The organism is Tenacibaculum pelagium (assembly GCF_014062345.1).
GTDB classification, from domain to species: domain Bacteria; phylum Bacteroidota; class Bacteroidia; order Flavobacteriales; family Flavobacteriaceae; genus Polaribacter; species Polaribacter pelagius.
In genome coordinates, this window is sequence record NZ_JACGLS010000004.1 from 1 (window position 1) to 18,367 (window position 18,367).

At 31.1% G+C, this 18,367-nt stretch carries 6 protein-coding genes and 1 pseudogene; all 7 read right to left on the reverse strand.

Features of this window, described 5'->3' with window-relative positions:
- A pseudogene (locus tag H3Z83_RS12980) lies at nt 1-4,659 on the reverse strand (hypothetical protein); the annotation flags it as partial.
- A 4-nt stretch (nt 4,660-4,663) separates the two neighbouring features.
- Nucleotides 4,664-6,751, reverse strand: a complete 2,088-nt coding sequence (locus tag H3Z83_RS09050; RefSeq protein WP_182125167.1) for a fibronectin type III domain-containing protein — start codon at nt 6,749-6,751, stop codon at nt 4,664-4,666.
- 4 nt (nt 6,752-6,755) lie between these two features.
- Nucleotides 6,756-11,366, reverse strand: coding sequence for a hypothetical protein (locus tag H3Z83_RS09055; RefSeq protein WP_182125168.1), 4,611 nt, complete (start codon nt 11,364-11,366; stop codon nt 6,756-6,758).
- A 45-nt stretch (nt 11,367-11,411) separates the two neighbouring features.
- Nucleotides 11,412-12,485, reverse strand: coding sequence for a hypothetical protein (locus H3Z83_RS09060; protein WP_182125169.1), 1,074 nt, complete (start codon nt 12,483-12,485; stop codon nt 11,412-11,414).
- A 117-nt stretch (nt 12,486-12,602) separates the two neighbouring features.
- Nucleotides 12,603-13,007 carry a hypothetical protein gene (locus tag H3Z83_RS09065; protein ID WP_182125170.1) on the reverse strand — a complete coding sequence of 135 codons (405 nt, stop codon included), beginning with the start codon at nt 13,005-13,007 and terminating at the stop codon, nt 12,603-12,605.
- Between the two features lie 23 nt (nt 13,008-13,030).
- Nucleotides 13,031-13,234 (reverse strand): hypothetical protein, encoded by a 204-nt coding sequence (locus H3Z83_RS09070; RefSeq protein WP_182125171.1) that lies wholly within the window; start codon nt 13,232-13,234, stop codon nt 13,031-13,033.
- A 195-nt stretch (nt 13,235-13,429) separates the two neighbouring features.
- On the reverse strand, nt 13,430-18,364 hold the full coding sequence (locus tag H3Z83_RS09075) for a fibronectin type III domain-containing protein (protein ID WP_182125172.1): 4,935 nt from the start codon (nt 18,362-18,364) through the stop codon (nt 13,430-13,432).
- Between the last annotated feature and the right edge of the window lie 3 nt (nt 18,365-18,367).

Here is an 18,367-nt window from a genome sequence, read left to right on the forward strand (position 1 = left end):
TCCTGACCCTACACCTTCTAAACTAGATAACACTCCTTCAATTGTCGTTGATCCTTTCTTTCTCCACTCATAACGATAAGGTTCTACTCCTCCTTCAACTTCAGGAGTTAATGTTACTCCTTTATTTCCGTAGCATAAAATTTCTTTAGACTGACTTATACTAATTACTTCTAGTAATTCTGGCTGAGTTAACGTATAGTCTTTAATAAGATCACATTTATTAGTATCTTTAATAGTTACTTCATAGTTTCCAGCTTGTAAATCTTCAACCTTATTATTCCTCCCTATAATTGTAGTTTTTCCTTTCTCTCTCCATTCGTATGTATAATCAGGTGTCCCTCCTTTAACAGTTATAGAAATACTTCCATCTCCTGTTTCGAATCCTTTTAAATCAACAATTTCAAAATCAAAAACACTAATCGCTTCTATAGGTTGTTCTATTTCAAATACTGATGAAGTTAACTTACACTTATTAGCGTCAATTACTTCTAGTTGATAACTTCCGGTTTTTAACTCAGAAATATCTTCGGTTTCTTTTGTGAATGAAGTATCACCAATTTTTATCCAACTATATTCATATGGCTCTGTTCCTCCTGTAACTTTTATATCTACCCCTCCATCATTTCCATTAAAACATTGTACATCTTGTTTAGATACTAAACTTATATCTAAACTATCTGGTTCACCTAATTTAATTTGAGTGCTTATCATTGCACCTTTGGCATCGTTAACTTCAACTCGGTATGTTCCTGCAAAAATATTAGATAATTTGTTTTTCTTTAAATCTCCTGAATTTAATAAGGTTGACGTTCCGTTTTCTATAAAATACCATTTATAATCAAAATCTATTGGTGTAGAATTTATAGGGTACCCCCCCGTAACTTCTGCTAACAATTCTCCTTTATCATCTCCTTTACAAGGTATTTTATTTGTTATTTTAATACTTACTTGTATTGGTTTTGGCTCCTTAACCTCAAAAGATTGAGTTAAATTACACTCATTATCATCTTTTACAATTACTTTATATACTCCTGCATATAGATTGTTAATGTCTTTAGTACTTCTTGTAAAACCAACATCTCCTTCTTTTGTCCATATATATGTTAATACCCCTTTACCTCCTGAAGCCTCTAGAGAAATACTTCCTTCACTCCCTCCTGTTGTACTACAATAGGTAACAGAAGGGTTATTTATTTTAATTTCTGTAGGCTCTTCTATTATTACTTCAATAGGAATATCTATTTTACAATCACTTATATCCTTTATCCAAACTTTGTATTCTCCTTTAATTAAACCTGTTATCGTATTATTAGTTAAGGTATTTACTTTTTGGTATGAGGTTTCATTGTCTATTGAATAAGAATATTCACCCGCTCCACCACTAGCAGTTATCTTAATTGTACCATCTTCAGCTCCAAAACAAGTAATATCTGTTTTATTAATTTCAAGGTTTAACTTTGATTTACCTATCAATATTTTTTCTGCTACTACATCTATAAAACCATCATTTACTTTGACTGAGTATGTACCTGCTGTACCTGTTACCGTATCTGTCTCTCCCCCAGAAACAATACTTCCATCATTGGTAGACCATTGATAAGTGTAATTTCCTGAACCACCTATAGGTTTAACTTCTATAGAACCAACTCCTCCATTACAAGTAATTTCTTTAGTTATTTTGATTGCATCACTCTTTATCTCTAGCTTTGGGTTCTGTTTAACTTCAATATCTTTCAGCGCAGGTATTTTATTACTTGTTACAATACACCCATTGCCATCTATAATTGTTGCTGTATAAAACCCTGCTTTTAAATTTTTAAGTGGGTTTCCTGTTTCAGAAAAAGCTTCTCCTTTTTTGGTCCAATTAACAACATACTTTGGGTTTTCTGCATTAAGAGTTCCTCCATCTATATCTAATGAAATTTCTCCTTTAGTCCCGTCAAAAACAGTGTTATGAATAACGTTTTTACTTATTAATTCGATAGGGTTAGGTTGAGTAATAATATTATCCATTGTTTTTTCCTCTGACCTACATTCAGAAATAACATTCTTATCTCTTACTACAAATCTATATTTAGATGAAGATGCTACTACTTTAAAATCATTACGCTCTTGCCATTTAATATTAGAACCATCGTATATACCATATTCGTATTCTCCTGATTTTCCTCCTTCAGCTTTAATTGTTATTGTAGATTTTCCATCAAAACATGTAATAGGTGTAGCAGTAATTTCTGTTATTTCTATTTTAGAACGTACGGCAACATTTACATTCAATGATATAGCAATTGAACGAGCATCAGCATCTTTAACGGTAACTACATAGTCTCCTGCTGAAATATTTTTTTTCGCAATAATGGTACTGTTTTCAGTAACATTAGAGAAACTCTCAATAACAGAACCATTTTTTTCTTTAATAGTAACTGTATAATTAGGGTATCCTCCTTTTATTTCAGATATCTCTATTTTACCATTATTACCTCCATTACAGTCAGGTTGTGTACTATCTAAAGAAAAAGTTATTGGCTGTGGATCTATTAGTTCTGGTAAAACATAGTCTTCAGTACAACCATTAGCATCAGTATACACTATTTTGTGAGCTCCTGCTGGTAAGCCTGGAATTATTTTTCCAGAATCTCCATTAACAGTTTCTGATGTTTTTATAATTTGGTCAAAAGAATTATAAACCTCATAAGTATAACTTACTCCATTAATTCGAGTACCTCCACTAACGGAAATAATCTTTATTTGTCCATCTGCTTCTCCTGGAGCACTTGGATGTTTTATAATTGAAACATCATGTATTATTTTCTCTTTAGCTACTATAACTACTTCTATACTTTCAGGATCACTTGTACATCCATTCTTATCTCTTACCTTAATATGATATGTCCCTGGCGGTAAATTTTCAACAATTATAAAATCTTCAAAACTATCAGTACTCCAAGTAACGCCATCATCTAAACTATATTCATAGCTATTTTTCTCAGTAGTAGGTGCTGGATATGTTGGTCCTGGATCTATAGGGTCTTTCGGATCTATAGGATCTAGCGGGTCGATGGGATCCAATGGACCTATTGGTACTTTCGGCAACAGTATTGGGTCTACTGGGTCTACTGGGTCTACTGGGTCAGAAAACACAAATTCATGACCACCACTTGCAGTAATTTTTATCTTTCCATCATTTTCCCCAAAACAAGTTTCATGTTCTTCTTCTGCTGTAAAAGTAATTGGAACTGGCGTTTTAATACTATAAAATGTTTTACCATTTTTTAAGTCTTCAGGAAAGTTTAATGGTATACAATTTTGAACTAAGTTTCCAAATTCATTTATTCTATGTCCTGTTACTTTAATTTTATAATTTCCATCTATAATGGAGTTAGGCCCTTTTTTTACCCAAGTATATTTATATAAATTATCATTTATTTTAGTGAATTTTGTAATTAAGTCATTAGTATCCCAAACCAGAAAAGTTCCATCATCAAGTTCTTTCTTTAAAGATATATTTACCTTTTCATTTTCATATACTTGCCTTTCAAAATATAATGTAAACCCTTCTATTACATCATACGAACATTTTGGTGGATTAAAATTTGGTTCTTTAGCCATTTTTGGAGGTTCAGGTAAAAATTGAATTTTTACCGGGTTAGAAGCATCTTTATCACCATCACAACCAGGGTTTAATCTCACCAATATTGTTTCATTATTTAAAGCTTTTTTTTGATCATCAACATTCGAATACAAATCGGAAAGTAATAAATCAATTGAACTCTGTCCATTTTTACTACTTATAAGTCTCCAATAATACACAGGATCTGTTTTTTCTCCCGTATAATTATTTAAAGCTTCTCTTGCTAATATGTACCTATTAAAATAATAATCACAATTCCCATCTATAGGTGCAGCTTTTTGTTGCTTATTTATTCCTTCTTTAGCATCTTCTAATATGCTTTTTTTTTGAGTTTTTAATAACACATCACCTCCGCCTGATGAATTTGTGCAATTAACATACTGATTAAATGCATTCTCTGCTGCATCTAATAAGTTTTGGTATGCTACTTTATATTTACTTCCTGTATTTACGGGATCTTGAAATTCCCATTTATATGTATTCACAGGATCCAAGTAATCTTTAAAAGCTGCCTCAATTGCAATAGGGCTTGTTTCGCAAACAATTTTTGTTTTATCTAATCTAAAACCATCAGGATATTTTATTTCAGTTAATGGATACATTCTTATTTCAGCTGAACCACTATCTGCATTTGGAAATATTTCTTTTTTACTATACCTCTGATTAAAGCATGGATATTTATTTTCTACATTAATTTCTTTTGTTCCATACTTTTCACAACATTTTGTACCAAATGCACCACACCACCTTCTTCTAACATGATAAAATTTAACTGATTTTAGTTTTTTTCCTGTAAAAGTAAATGGTCTAGATTTGAAACCTGTATTTACAGTTTTAGGCTGTTCATATACCACTTCAGGTTTACTGCCATCGTTAAAAATCAATTCAATTTTATAAAGACCATTATAAACTCTACATGTAGTCCCCGAAGTTCCTATATATCCATTAACTTCTACAGTGTATTCTTGTGAATAAATATTACTTACACTGAGTAATAGTATCCCTAAAACAAGTAATAATCTTTTCATAGCATTAATAATTTAGTTCAATTTTTTTTATTGGTGATTTTGCTCCAGACTTAAAAACAGCCTGAAGTAAATAAGTGTATTTTGTATTTATAGTTAAGTCTTTATCTATAAAACTACTTGTACCTATACTAAAAACCTTATACATAGTTGGTTTGCTTCCTTCTTTTGCTTTATATAATATGTATTCTACTACATTAGGTGCTTTATATAGCCAGTTTAGTTTTATATATTTTCCTTCCCTGTTTACTTCTCCATTCAGTTTTGTAATTTCTGGTTTTAGTACGTCATCAGAAATTGTGATTTTTAAAGGGGTAATTGGCTCTGACTCTAAGCCTGAGTCATCTATTGTTAAAATAGTGTATAAATAAGTTTTGCTAAAAGCTACTTTATCATCTACATAACTACTTTGAGGTAGTGGTAAATCAGCTATTAATTGCCAAGAAGTACTTACTCCTTTTTCTTTTCTATACAACATTGTACTTTTAGCATCATCACTTGTACTCGTTACCCATTTTAACGCTACTTTCCCTTTTTCTGACTTAAAAGAAGTAAAAATTGGTTGTGTTGGTGGTACTATGTCTGGCTTTTTTAACTCTAGTGACTTAGAGAATTCTGAAGGATTATAGCGTCTATCAAAAGATTGTACTTTATAATAAATTTTTTTATTTAGAGTCTTGATATTTATGGTATCAACAAAATAATTATTAGGTGTTGGCTTAAATGTTATTTGAGTAAACTCATCATCGTTAAAGTTTGAGCGAAAAACTCGATATCCTAAAAAATCTTTTTCTGTGTTCAATTTCCAAGCTAACCTAACTACACCTAAAGAATCTATTTTACCATTCAATTCTACAGGAACTGCTGGTGGGGTGCTATCATCTGGTTGCACCATTTTAGGAAAAGATTCACGTTTACCTCCATCATGCCCTACTGAAACTATTTTATAATAATTTATCGGAGTTAGATTAGATAGTTTATAAGCTCTTGCATTTTTTGCTATTTCTGAAGCTACTACTTCATATACTCCTTTTGGGGTATCAGATCGTAATAAATTAAACGATCTTAATTCATTTACGCTTTCTTTCGGAAATTCCCAATTAATTGTAGCTGATCCGTCATCTAAAAATTTTATATCAGTTATATAAGCTACTGATTTTAATGGTGTAATTCCTTTACCAGAAACAATGTTTGAATAAGGTCCTTCTATACCAAAAGGAGAAATTCCCTTTATTCGATATTTGTATACTTTATTATTTTGAAATAAACTATCTACATACATCATTCTATTTGATGGATTCCTTTCTCTCTCTCCTAAATTAGTTATAGGTGTTGCTGTTAATGATTTAAAATTAATACCATTATCTTCTGATCTTTCAACAATATAATTGTTATAATATTTTTTAAGTAAAGAAAAATTCCAACTTAACATTGCTGTTTTATCCTTAAAAACACCTACAAATTCTTGGGGTTTTGGTAATGGTTTAAAGTCGCCTAAACCTAAATATACACCCCCATGCTTTATTTTCTTCTTTTGGGTAGTGTTTACTACTTTAATCGTGTATAAATAACGTTCACCTTCTTTAACATCATTATCAACATAAGCCAACCCTGAATACTTAGCTACTTCAAAATTTTGATCTGCAGCATACAATGCAAAAGAAAATCGTTGTTCTACAGCTTGTGCTTGATTTAAAATACTCATAATGCCATTGCCTCCTTCATTCATTTCTACGTCAAACTGCTCCCCGTACAATGCCTGTGCTGCAATTGCAGCATAATTATTCTTCTCTGTAAACTCTTTCCACTCCATCATAGGTTTAGGCTTTATTGGAGTTGTATTGAGTCGTTTTACTATAGGTATTTTTAAAACTTGTTTATTTACAACAATTGTTTTTCTTTCAATAATATATCCTTCTTTATTGGCGTGTTTCCAAGCTGATGGTGTCGTAACTCCCCAGCGTAACATAATTGTCTTTTTTGTAGGATGGGCTATAACTTTTACCTCTGGTGTTTCATTTCCTATTTCTTTTTGAGCATATACATTTAAAATAAATCCAAAAAATATAATTAATGTTTGTACGTATGTTTTCATACTGTTATTCATTTATTGGGTTTATATATTTTACAACATTGTCTCTTCCTTGTTTTACCTGACCTGGTAAAACATATTTAAATTTTGTTTTATATCTACCTTTTCTCATATATGGGAAAGCTTCTGTTACCAGTTTTGAAAAAGTTGGATTCTCTTGCCAATTAATCGTTGAATTTACTAATTGGTAACTTAGGTCTTCATAATCTTGTAAATAGTAGTAGGTTAAGTTATATCTATATGGATTATATAAACTGGTTTCACCAGTGTATCCTTCTTCTAAATACGTTAAATACCAAGTCATAGGTTCTACCCCTTCTACTGGTGGAATTCCTACCTTATCAGTTTCTCTGTTCACTTCTAACTCTCCCGCTAAAGGATAATTTTGATATAATAATGGATAAATTTGTTTTTTGTAATACGAATCTTCTAAAATAGCTCTTACTTCAACTAAAGGAGCATTTCCTGAAAATTCATTACCTCTTAACTCTAGTAAATCAAATGGTTCTTGATGATCTATCTTCGCTAGTAACGTTAATCCGTAGGGGTAATCAACATGGTCATACAAATCATTATTTTTATTCATATCGTCCATCTTATCTTCAAAAGTATCATACTCACTAGTTCTAAAATCATAGGCTAGTAGTTTTCTTTCTCCATCTTTGGTTGCCGCTTCATCTGCTGTTTTCGATTTTACCTCAGCAGTGTTTTCAGTATCGTCGCCTCCAATATCTTTTGCATTATAGCTTTCAGACACATTATCGTTTAAATCGCTATTTCCTTCAGAAACCAATTTAATATCTACATTGTATACTGTTTCTTTAGTCATGCTCTTGGGTAAACTATACACTATTTGTTTTTTTGCTGAACTATATGTGTATGATTTTATCTGTGTTTCACTACCTGAGGACATTACCATTGTTTTATCCCAATCTGGTACAGCATCAAACAAGTAACTTTGCCCTCTTTTTAAGTTAATATAAGCTGTACCATATTCTTCAATAAATAAATTTTGTTGCCCTAAAACAGGATACATATATGCTATATTATTTAAAGGGATTGTTTTTGGTGCCTCTCCAGTTGCAAAACTTACTTCTTTAGTTTCGGTTGCTACCTTACCATCGTCTTTTATCTTTTCCCATTTGCCATTCTTAAATTCTTCAAAATGAAGTTGGACATATGCTTTAAGCTGCGCGTTTGGTGGTAAAATTTCATGAGAATAAAATACAGCTACATCATTTTTATCATTCCATTTAACTTCACCTACAATAGGAGCTCCATTATTTTTAACAGAAAACTCATCTAATAAGATTTTATACTTTCTATCACCTGTTTCGTCTGGTAATTCAAAAATCTTATTAATTTGAAGATTAAATACAGCTTTAGGCGCAGCAAATACATCTACCTCTGTACTAGCATCTTTAGGTTTTAAATCTCCTATAACAACAATACCTTCTAACGGACTTCCTCCTACTACTTCACATTTATCACCTAACTCAACTTTAAATCTAAATCTTCCTTTAATTAAGCCTCCTAATAAATTGTATCTACCTCCTAAATAACCTCTAAACCAAGCTGGATTTGGTAAACGTGCTTGTAATAATACTGCGCCTCCTCCACTAATAATTGGTATTTTCGTTTTAGAACCAAAAAGCCTAAATGTTAACCCTAGTTCTCCTTGTAAATAGGCATATGCTTGACCATTTGCATACCAACCATTCATACCTATAGGTTCTGATGAGCCTTTACAATGAGCGTCGCCATAATCTTTTAACATAATATCAAAACCTACACCTGCATCAAAACGGGCGTAAAATATTAAAAAAGTTAAGTCTCCTGTGGTTACGCTTAAACTTGCCCCAAAAGCTAAACCATAACCAGATTCTAACATATTTAAATCACGCATATAGTCTAAGTCTGAAACATCAACTCCTAAAATATCTGCAACTATTGATGGTGGTGGTGGACTTCCTGGTAAGTTATCTCCTGTCATAAAATAACTATCCATTTTAACTTTTAAAATTGCCAAATCTATCTCTACTCCAACCCTGTCTTGTGGTGTACCTATTAATAAATGCCATTCATCAGGAGACACATAAAAATCTAACCATCCTGCTCTACCAGAAGGTCCAACTCCTTTTACGACTCCGAAATTTATATATACTTCTGATGTTGCTTGAAAAATATCATTCACAAAATCAAAACCAATAAAAACATCTACCGCTATAGCTGCCGAAGTTTGTTTGTTTTGTATCGCAACACCTTCATCAGAAACAGCACTTAAATTATCTTCTAACACATCATAATAATCTGATGGAAGAGGAGATAATAACTCTCCAAATCCTTTAAAATAAATTTCTTGTAAACCTCCCGATCTTCTAAATGCCATTCCAAATTCTACAGTAGCATGAAATAAATCTTCAGAGTTTTGTGTGGTAATACCTACCGAGGCTTTCATACCTAAAGCATTGTCTTTATACGGTACATAAACTATACCTGAAGTAGAGGCTCCTATTTCCTGAAATGCAGCATCGTTTTTCTTACTTACTCCATCCATTTTCATTCTACTATAAATTCCTCCTCCGAAAGAATTTAATGCAAAACCTGTAAACACAGGTATTCCGTTAGGTATTTTTACCTGCGCATCGGCAAACCAGTATCTAAATTCTTTTGTTCTACCAAATAGCGCCTTTGCTTGTACTTCTAATTTTAAGCCTTTTGAAAATTTTGCTCCTACTGCTCCTGCAAAACCAGTACCATAGGTGGGATCATCATCAAATATAAAAATGGCTCCTTGCAATTGCGTACCAGCAACATCCATTTTTATATGTAGTCTTTCTAATTTTACGCCATCAAATTTCCATTTACCTTCTTCTTTAAGTCCTTTTATAGCTAACTTGGTTGATCCTCCATTACCTCCATCGCTAGACCCCATTAAGTTTACCTCTAAATCGAAGAGTAATTCGGCTCTATTATCTGAGGGTGTTTTTAACCCTATTTCATTAATTGCTAACGGAAATCCTGCTAAAGCTAATCTTCCTTCTAAACCAAAATAGTCTACTGTAAACGAAGGAGACTCAGTTTGCAATACCATTTTTTGGAATTTAATTCCTTTAAAATTAATGGTGCTTTTTTTCTTATTTGTAGTTGTTTGTGTGCTATTGTTATTTCCTAAACCTGCTGCTATTGTTAAAGAACCGTTTAAATTTGCTTTGGGCCTAAACTTACCATCTTTAACTTTCATTTCTACATAAGAATCTTTGGTTAAATGTACATCGGCTTTCCAAACGTTGAACTCAATATCTTTTTCTGTTTCAACCTTTAATTTATATTCTCCTGGTTGAAATACTGCATGATATTTTAAACTATCTAATTGCGAAACTGGCAATACTAATTTTCCTTTAAATTCTCCAGCTTTAAGGTTATTGGTTTCTATATCTAACAGAAAATAATCTAATGAAAAATCCCATCCAGAAGCATCTCCTTCTTTAAGACCTATTACATTTTTTCCTATAAATTTTCCTGTTACACCTTGCCCATCAATTATTAAATCACTAGCCCCAAAAGCAACTCTTTTATCGCTTTTACCTTTAATTTTAAATTCCGGTGGTAGTACTACTTGTAATGATTTTACATATACTCCTCGCCATAAATTAGGAGTTCCGTTGTAATATTTATTGATATAAGATGCTGGCGTTGCTGGGTCGTTTCGTAAATCACTAAAATCAAAAACAGCGGTGTTTAATTTAAAGGTAGTTCCTTCAAGCCCTTTAATACCAAATTCTGGTAATGATATATTTACTACCATATCATTCCAATCGGCAATGGTAGTTTTAAAATCGGCTTCTACATAACCTATTTTTTTCTTTCCTTTTTTATCTACTGGGTGTAATAAACCATCTGCAAATTTTATGTTTGCATCAATCCCCATTTCTTTAAACCCAGAACAATCTATTAAAGCATACGTACCTGGTTTTTCGAAACTTCCTTTTAAGGTTAGTAATACAGAACCTTCATTAAAATTAACTGTAAATTGTGATATTAAGTTTAGTTTAGCATCACCTATAATACCCCCTGTATGTGATAGTTTTACATCAGACGCTCCTAAAATTAATACTTGATCGCCTCTTTTATCATTTGTACTAGGTAATTCAACTTTTAAAAAAACCGTTAACTCAGTAAAAGCAGGTTTAAAAACAGCTTTGGCAATACCTACAGTGTACTTTACATTACTTATACTAACAGGTTTAATGGCTACTGGTAATTGTGCTAAACCATCTTTTGTTAAAACATCAATATAATTATCTAACTCTTCAATTTTTTTGAAGGTGTTCGTTGCTTTATCTAACCATTTTTTATTTGTGGTAGAATCGGCAGTATTAAATTGAAACCCTTGATCGGTAAAACGTTGTTGTATAACAGGCCTTTCTATTTTATCGAACTTTTCTAAAGATGAAAAACTACGAAAGGTTTTTGCACTTGTTATTTTAGCTGGCTTTACCGGTACTGCCTTTGTTGCTATACTGTCTTTATCTCTTTCATTAAAATTAGTATTCGCAAAAAGGTTGATACTTATACATATAAGTATTAAAAAACTTAGGGTTAATTTTTTATTCATACTGAAGGGTTTGACTTCTTTTTCTTTTTTTTAGCTTCTTTATTTTTAAAAGTTTATTCTTAGTGTAAACGAATCTGATTTATAAGGTCCGTTTTTTAAATATACTTCTCCTTCTAAATAAGTTTTATCAACATCTGAATAAATATAAAAACTCTCTTTTCCAGGTATTTCAAATGTTAATTCGGTAAAGGTGCTATTTATATTATTATACATCTCATCTTCTTCGTATCTACCCAAACTCATTGCCTGCTCGTCTTTTCCGTTATTAAAAACTAAAACCGTTTTTGTTTTAATTCTAGCGAGACCTTTTGTTGGTATAAAGTCTTCGTTTATAGTGTACCTAAAGTTACTTCCTTTTAATTGTAAACTTTCTCCAGGTGTAAAGGTTGATTTATTTAGGCTTGTTATTACTGGCTTTTGCTCATCTAATATTATTAACTCTTTTTCGAAATATGAATTAAGTCCACTTTTATAATATACTGCCAAATAATATAGTCCTACTGGTGTTGCTTTAGGAATTGTAAAATGTAATTTTTCATTATTAACTTCATGCGCTACTATAATAGAGTTAAGCGTAGTTGTATTTTCTAACACTACTTTTTCTATACTATTAGTGTTTATATTGCTTAGTATTGTATTTGTGGTGTTTTGGTAATACAAATAATTCTTTTTTCTTTCTAAACTATAAGATGCTTCTCCTGCTGACTTCACCTCATTAAAAGTATTGTCTCTAACTAAAAAAACATCACTTTGCACTTGACCAGTAATTTTATTTTTTACGATTAAAGTATAATTCCCTGTACCAAAAGCTGGTATCTTACAATGTATTTTTTGCATATACTCCTCTACTGATTCCCAGCCATAAGGCGTGTCTTCTATTCTGTTTAATGTTACAGGTATATCTTTTCTTCCATCATTTAAAGTAAGCTCCCAATTATTTTTATTGGTGTCGAAACTTAAGGCATAAAAAGAAAACTCTCTTTCATTTACTGCTGGTAATAGCACCTCTTTTTCAAAGCCTAAATACCTAAATTCTTTTGAGTTTGGTGTATCACTACTACAAGAACTTACTAAAATTACTAAAAAGATACTTACTACTATGCTTACTATTGTTTTCATTATTTTATTTTCTGTTTTATTAACTTTTATTTCTTCTTGTTCTTGCTGTCACGAGCAGGATGCTCGCACTAGCGGGGGGAGTTTATACAAAAAAAGTTCTTTTGTATAATTTTATTTTCACCAAGGATATTTTTCTTTTAAATATTTTTGATATTTAAATTCCCAATCAGGATAATTTTTATAATGTAATCTGTAAAAATCGTAATAGTTAAGTAATTCGTCTAAAGAATATTTTTTTTTGTCTTCTTCGAAAAATTTACAATCATTTTTAAAAAAAGACACTATCTGAACTAAAGAAGATTCTACATTCATATTAGCTGTCTGAATCATCAATCCTTTTAAAAACATTGATTTACCATATTCATATCGCTCAGGGTAATATCCAAAAATTAACATGTGGTCTTCATTTTCATAAATTATTTTATATAAAGAAGATTCTAAAAAGGAAAAAGATTTATATCTTGAATCAAGAATTTTATTTATTCTCAAACACTCATCATAAATTAAATCAAAATACTTCATTATTTTTTTATAATATGTTTACTCTAGCATGACGTAAAAACTTTTTCAGATTCTAATAGTATATATATATACTTCTCTAGTAATTTTAAATAGGTAACATCTTGATCATTCGTTTCCGAATTAAGCTGTGCTATTTCTTTATAAACATCAATTTCAGGATAAAATCGTTTTAGGACTTCAATTATTGTCTTTTCTCTCTCTCCATCTCCAAATGATATTAATGTCATCAACATTTTTCTATCTATTTGATGTCGATCATAGGAATACATAAAATAAAGATCATAGATACCATTATTAAATTTTATTTCCCTTGAGCTACATGATATAAGGTTAAAACCAAAACGGGTTATTAGAATGTTGTAAACCTTTAATAACCTATTAACCTCATCAAACCATAATTTAGACCTAACTGTATTCATTAATTATTTTTTTATAAAAGTTTTAGAAACAGAATTATATTTATATCCATATAAATCTTTTAATCTATCAATTTCAATTAATTCTTTTTTATAGGAACCCCCTATTTCATCAGTTGCCGCCTTATAAAAATCAGGATCAGAAACTAATCTAACATCATCACCTCGCTTAAATGCTTTTTCTAAGAAAGTTTTATTATAAGTATTCCAAAATACCTTATTACCATCATCAATTCCTTTTTTCAAAATAGATAAAGCTTCATCCGTAGAAGCGTTTGGTAATATTTGATTGCTAATTATATCTTTAACTTGATTACTCCAAGGATCTAAACCATCAATTAAATCTAATTTTGATTGATCTCCTTTAAATAAAGGACTTGAAAGTATATTATCTTTTATATGTCCATTTAATAAAGAATTGTATTGATCTTCTGGTAAATCTAAAAACGCAATAGAATTATTCGGAGGACGTTTATTAACTACTCTACTAATTATACCATTTTCTAAACCTGTTTTAGATTTATCTAAATATACTGATGTTCCAAATTTAGGGGGGTCAAAAAATTTACCTAAAACAGTCGTTACCTTATCTGAACTAACCAATATATCACCTCCAAATCCATCATAGTTATAGTATAATTTATTTCCTTTTATTTTAGCAAATTTAAATCCATTAGGTGCTGTAAAATGAATAACATTATCAATTACTTTAGATTTAACTCCTAAATCTAACCAATCACTCATTTGATCTAACCATTTAAGGTCATTTCTTCGTGTAGTAGTAAATAACATTTTCCATACTTTGGTTAATTTTGGATTCTTATTAAACCTTCTAAGTGCGTTAGTATTATCTTTAAAGTCAGCCACAAAATCATCCCATTTATCACCTAGTTTAAGTTTACCTTTTAATTTATTAATTAACTCGCTCCCTGCGTTAGTCACTTTCAAACCAACCTCTCCGTTATTCTTTTTTACATAAGCAAATTGTGCTTCAACAATGTTACCTGAATCATCTAAATATTTAACATCATCTAAATAGCTAATTATTTCTCCTTCATTTAACCATTTAATTTCTTTTAATATATTATCAACATCTAATTTTGCTAATACAATACTAGATTCTAAAGTTACTTTAAGTAAAAAAACATTTTTAGATTTCTTATAAACAACTAAACCTGCTTTAGTTACTTTATTTAAAAAATCAATGGCTCCTTTTAACGGGTTTACAATCTTTACTAAACTAGTTAATTTACCTGCTTTCGTCACAGAACCAAAAGAAACAAACATGGTTCCTACCGCAACTGTAGTTTTCCCTGACTCATAACTCAAATAATAGGGAGATTTACCTGCATACTTTTTCTTTAACCCTTCTAAAATTGAGTTTAATATCCCTTTTTCTATTAATTTATCTATTTCTGAACCAAACTGTTTTCTGTTTTTTTCAGAAGAGCTTATTTTAATTAATAGTTTTGCCAGTTCAGGTATAGCCTTCGCTTCTTGAATTAGTCCATTATACAAACCACATACATATGCATTTTGAAGCTTATCGCTTTTTATTATTGGGGAATAATTACTTTTAGAAGGATCCCAAATATTGTCAGCTAATTCAAAATCTTCAATGCCTGAAATAACTGTATCTAGCAAGGTTATTAATATAAATGCTTTAACACTCCCATCATACTCTTTAGAATGCTCTGCTAAATAATACCCAAATATATTTTGCTTAATCTGTTTATTTAATAACGAATTCTTTAAATCTACAGTACTTTCATTCTTAATTAAAGTAATTAAATCTTCTTTACTTACTGATTTTTCACTTAACTCTTTTAAAACATTCGTTCCTAGTAATACTTGTACAAATGATTTGGAAGTTCCTTTTTTTATTAATAAAACTATTTCATTTGGCTTAGGCCTAGTTTCATCATCATCATCCTCTAATGCTTTTTCTACTTCTTTTTGTGAACCATAAGTTATAACTCTAACCGTGTATTTTCCTGAAATAAGATAATTATTAACATAACTTTCAAAATTAGAAGATAATATACCTTCGTAATCAAAAACCTTCAAATTGTTATTAGTTGAAGGTAATATATCTATACTAAGTTTATCTTCAACAAGTAAATCATTTGTTATATCTTCTGCTACAAAATCATACGAAGCAGAGCCACTTTCTCCATCCTCATCACCTTGAAACCAGTATAACTGAATACCTGGCGCGTGGAGTTTTTTCCAATCTAAATGGTTTAGTACGGTACCGGTACCATAGTCCATTAAGAAGTTAGTAGCTCTTTGAGAGAAATTATATTCGTCCCAAGTATGTTTTAACCCAAAAATACCGTGCCCTAACTCATGTGCTAAAGTTCTAGCTTGTTTTGTAACAGTATTTGCCTGTGCTGTAAACACAAAACCAAATTGTCTTTTTAGTGGCATAAAGCCATCTACCTCACTTTTTGTAGTTGGTATATTAGTTACAAAAATATAGTAGGCTTTTTTGTTATAATAGTTTTGGTTTTTAATATAACCATTAAAAGCTTTTTCTTCGTTCGTATAATTAGATAGTATTTTACTATCACCTACCTCTAAACTACCATTATTATCTTTATCCCATCCATATATCTCATCAGGGTGTAATTTTTTCTTTTTTTCATTTTTATCTACCTCTTCAAGAGTTTGTATATTTAATCGAACTCCTGCCTTTGCATAAATTTCTTTGGTCTTGGTTATTAAATCGCTATCTATATCAACACCAACTGGTACTAACACTACATTAATAGCCTCTAATTCTTGCGACGCTAAATGCGTAGTTATTAAAGTACCCGCAACATCGTATTTACCTTCTTTATTTTTTATTGTTGCATAAATTTCTTCATGAGCGTAATCAAGCTTTCTAACTAATTTTAGTTTTGCTTTGTTACCATTCCATGATAATACATCTACCTTAGCTCCTTCTTTGGTTTTAAAGATAATGCTGTCTTTAACTATAGAGCTATCCGTTATTTCGACGTTGGCATAAATAAAATCTTCGCCATTATTATCTGAAATTGCCTTGTACGGAATTTCATATTTGTTTCCGTTTTTGGTTTCTATAACCCTATACTCTGCTTCTAATTCAGAAGATGTATTTTTAGGCAAGGCATCATAACTATAATAACCTGAATCTTCAAAAGTTACCAAAACACCATCGGCAGTTACTTGGTTAACTTCTCCATTACTATCAACCCCATTTGTGGTACCTGCTACCACGGCTCCTCCTTCTGCTCCTTCTTCTTTTGTTATTTTACCATCTTCTCCTATCGACCATACATCTCCATTTGAGCTTATGATTTTCGTGTCTTTATCTCCTGGAATAACTGCTGAGTCCGCTTCTCCTTCTGCGTTTGTTCCCGTTACTACGATAGCTCCATTTGCATCAATTGTTACACTATCTACGACAAAATCTACTGTTATTTCCTTTGTATCTCCTTTATCTCCATTAATTCCCTCTGAAATATTAACATTTACATCTACCGTCATAGAGGCGCCTTCACCAAATTTAGAGTCGTACACGGTTACGATTTCTCCTTGGGCTAATCGATTGTCGGTATTTACTAAAATGTTACTAAAATTAACAGCAAATTTGGCAAAATTTAGATAAGGTATGCTTACATAGCCTTTACCAGATAAAGCTCCTGGTGATTGACTTGTTATGTCGGTAATTACAACTTTAAAATCTCCTGCAGTTATTTGGCTTCCAATTGCTAATCCTGGATGTGGTTCTCTATTGGTAATCGCTATTTCGTCGGGTACAATACCACATTGGTAATTGGCATCTTCATTTTTTACAATCTCGGTAGTAACATATTGTACTTCGGAATATTCGCTATACTGGTAAGTACATTTTCCTTTTACTTTATATTCATAGGTAGTACCTGGTTTTAAATTCCATATAGTTGCCCAAGCACTGTTTGTTTTCTTGGTAAACCAATGTGCATCGGGTTTATCAGCTTCTCTATAAGCAATAATATAATCGGAGTACACTGTTGGATCTTCGTTCCAATACACATTAATTTTTGAAAGTCCTTTCGGCTCGCCTGATATGTTTTCTGGTACTTGACATGGTGAGGTTCTTGAAAACCAAAATACTTCGCTATATCCTTCGTTTTTAAACAAGCCTATTTCTTCAAGCCCTTGTAATGCTTTTGCTTGTATTCGCCATGCGTAACGTTTATCTGCTAACAACTGAGGCTTATCGGGTCCATATAAAATACTTGTTGCTCTTGTTGTTTCTTGATAAATAGGTGCTTGTGATAAAAATGCTGTTTGTGGTGTAATACTGTTATCCCATATTTCTACAATGCTTAACTCATATTCTACATTACTAACGTTAAGATGCCTTGGTGTCCATTGAAAAACAATATTTTCAAAATCTTTTGGGGCTATATTGGTTCCGTTAAAAGGTAGGTTTAATATTGGTGGTTCATTTTTAAATATAAAAACCTTTGTACATTTCTTTGCAGATAACTTGCTCCCTGATAAATAGTCGAATACTTCAAAACAAAAATCATAACTTCCTTCGGGTATAGATTGCCCATAAGTAGCAACCCCTATTCCTTGTATGTTTTCATATTTATAGTAAGGTGCTAACTCAGTATTTCTTAATATTAACGGAATTCCACCATCTATAAACAACTCTTCGGCTCCTAATACAAAATCTTTACTTTGAAATTGAATATTACCACCTTCGAAATAGGTTTTTAATTTTATTTGTCTATTTGAAACCGTTAAATCATTTAAAAATATTTGAACGGTTATTGGGCTATTTAAGCTTGATTCATCTGCATAATTATAAAAATTAACTGGTGCTGGTGCTTGCACATTTGTTAATAATTGTACAGGGTATTGTTGCCCAAATGTTGAGAACGAGCAGATAAAAAGTAAAAAAATAAGTAATTTTTTTCTCATAGC

Bases quoted from the DNA above. Each gene is read 5' to 3' on its own strand.
- H3Z83_RS09050 (WP_182125167.1), bottom strand. From the start codon at position 6,751: ATGAAAACATACGTACAAACATTAATTATATTTTTTGGATTTATTTTA.
- H3Z83_RS09055 (WP_182125168.1), bottom strand. From the start codon at position 11,366: ATGAATAAAAAATTAACCCTAAGTTTTTTAATACTTATATGTATAAGT.
- H3Z83_RS09060 (WP_182125169.1), bottom strand. From the start codon at position 12,485: ATGAAAACAATAGTAAGCATAGTAGTAAGTATCTTTTTAGTAATTTTA.
- H3Z83_RS09065 (WP_182125170.1), bottom strand. From the start codon at position 13,007: ATGAAGTATTTTGATTTAATTTATGATGAGTGTTTGAGAATAAATAAA.
- H3Z83_RS09070 (WP_182125171.1), bottom strand. From the start codon at position 13,234: ATGACATTAATATCATTTGGAGATGGAGAGAGAGAAAAGACAATAATT.
- H3Z83_RS09075 (WP_182125172.1), bottom strand. From the start codon at position 18,364: ATGAGAAAAAAATTACTTATTTTTTTACTTTTTATCTGCTCGTTCTCA.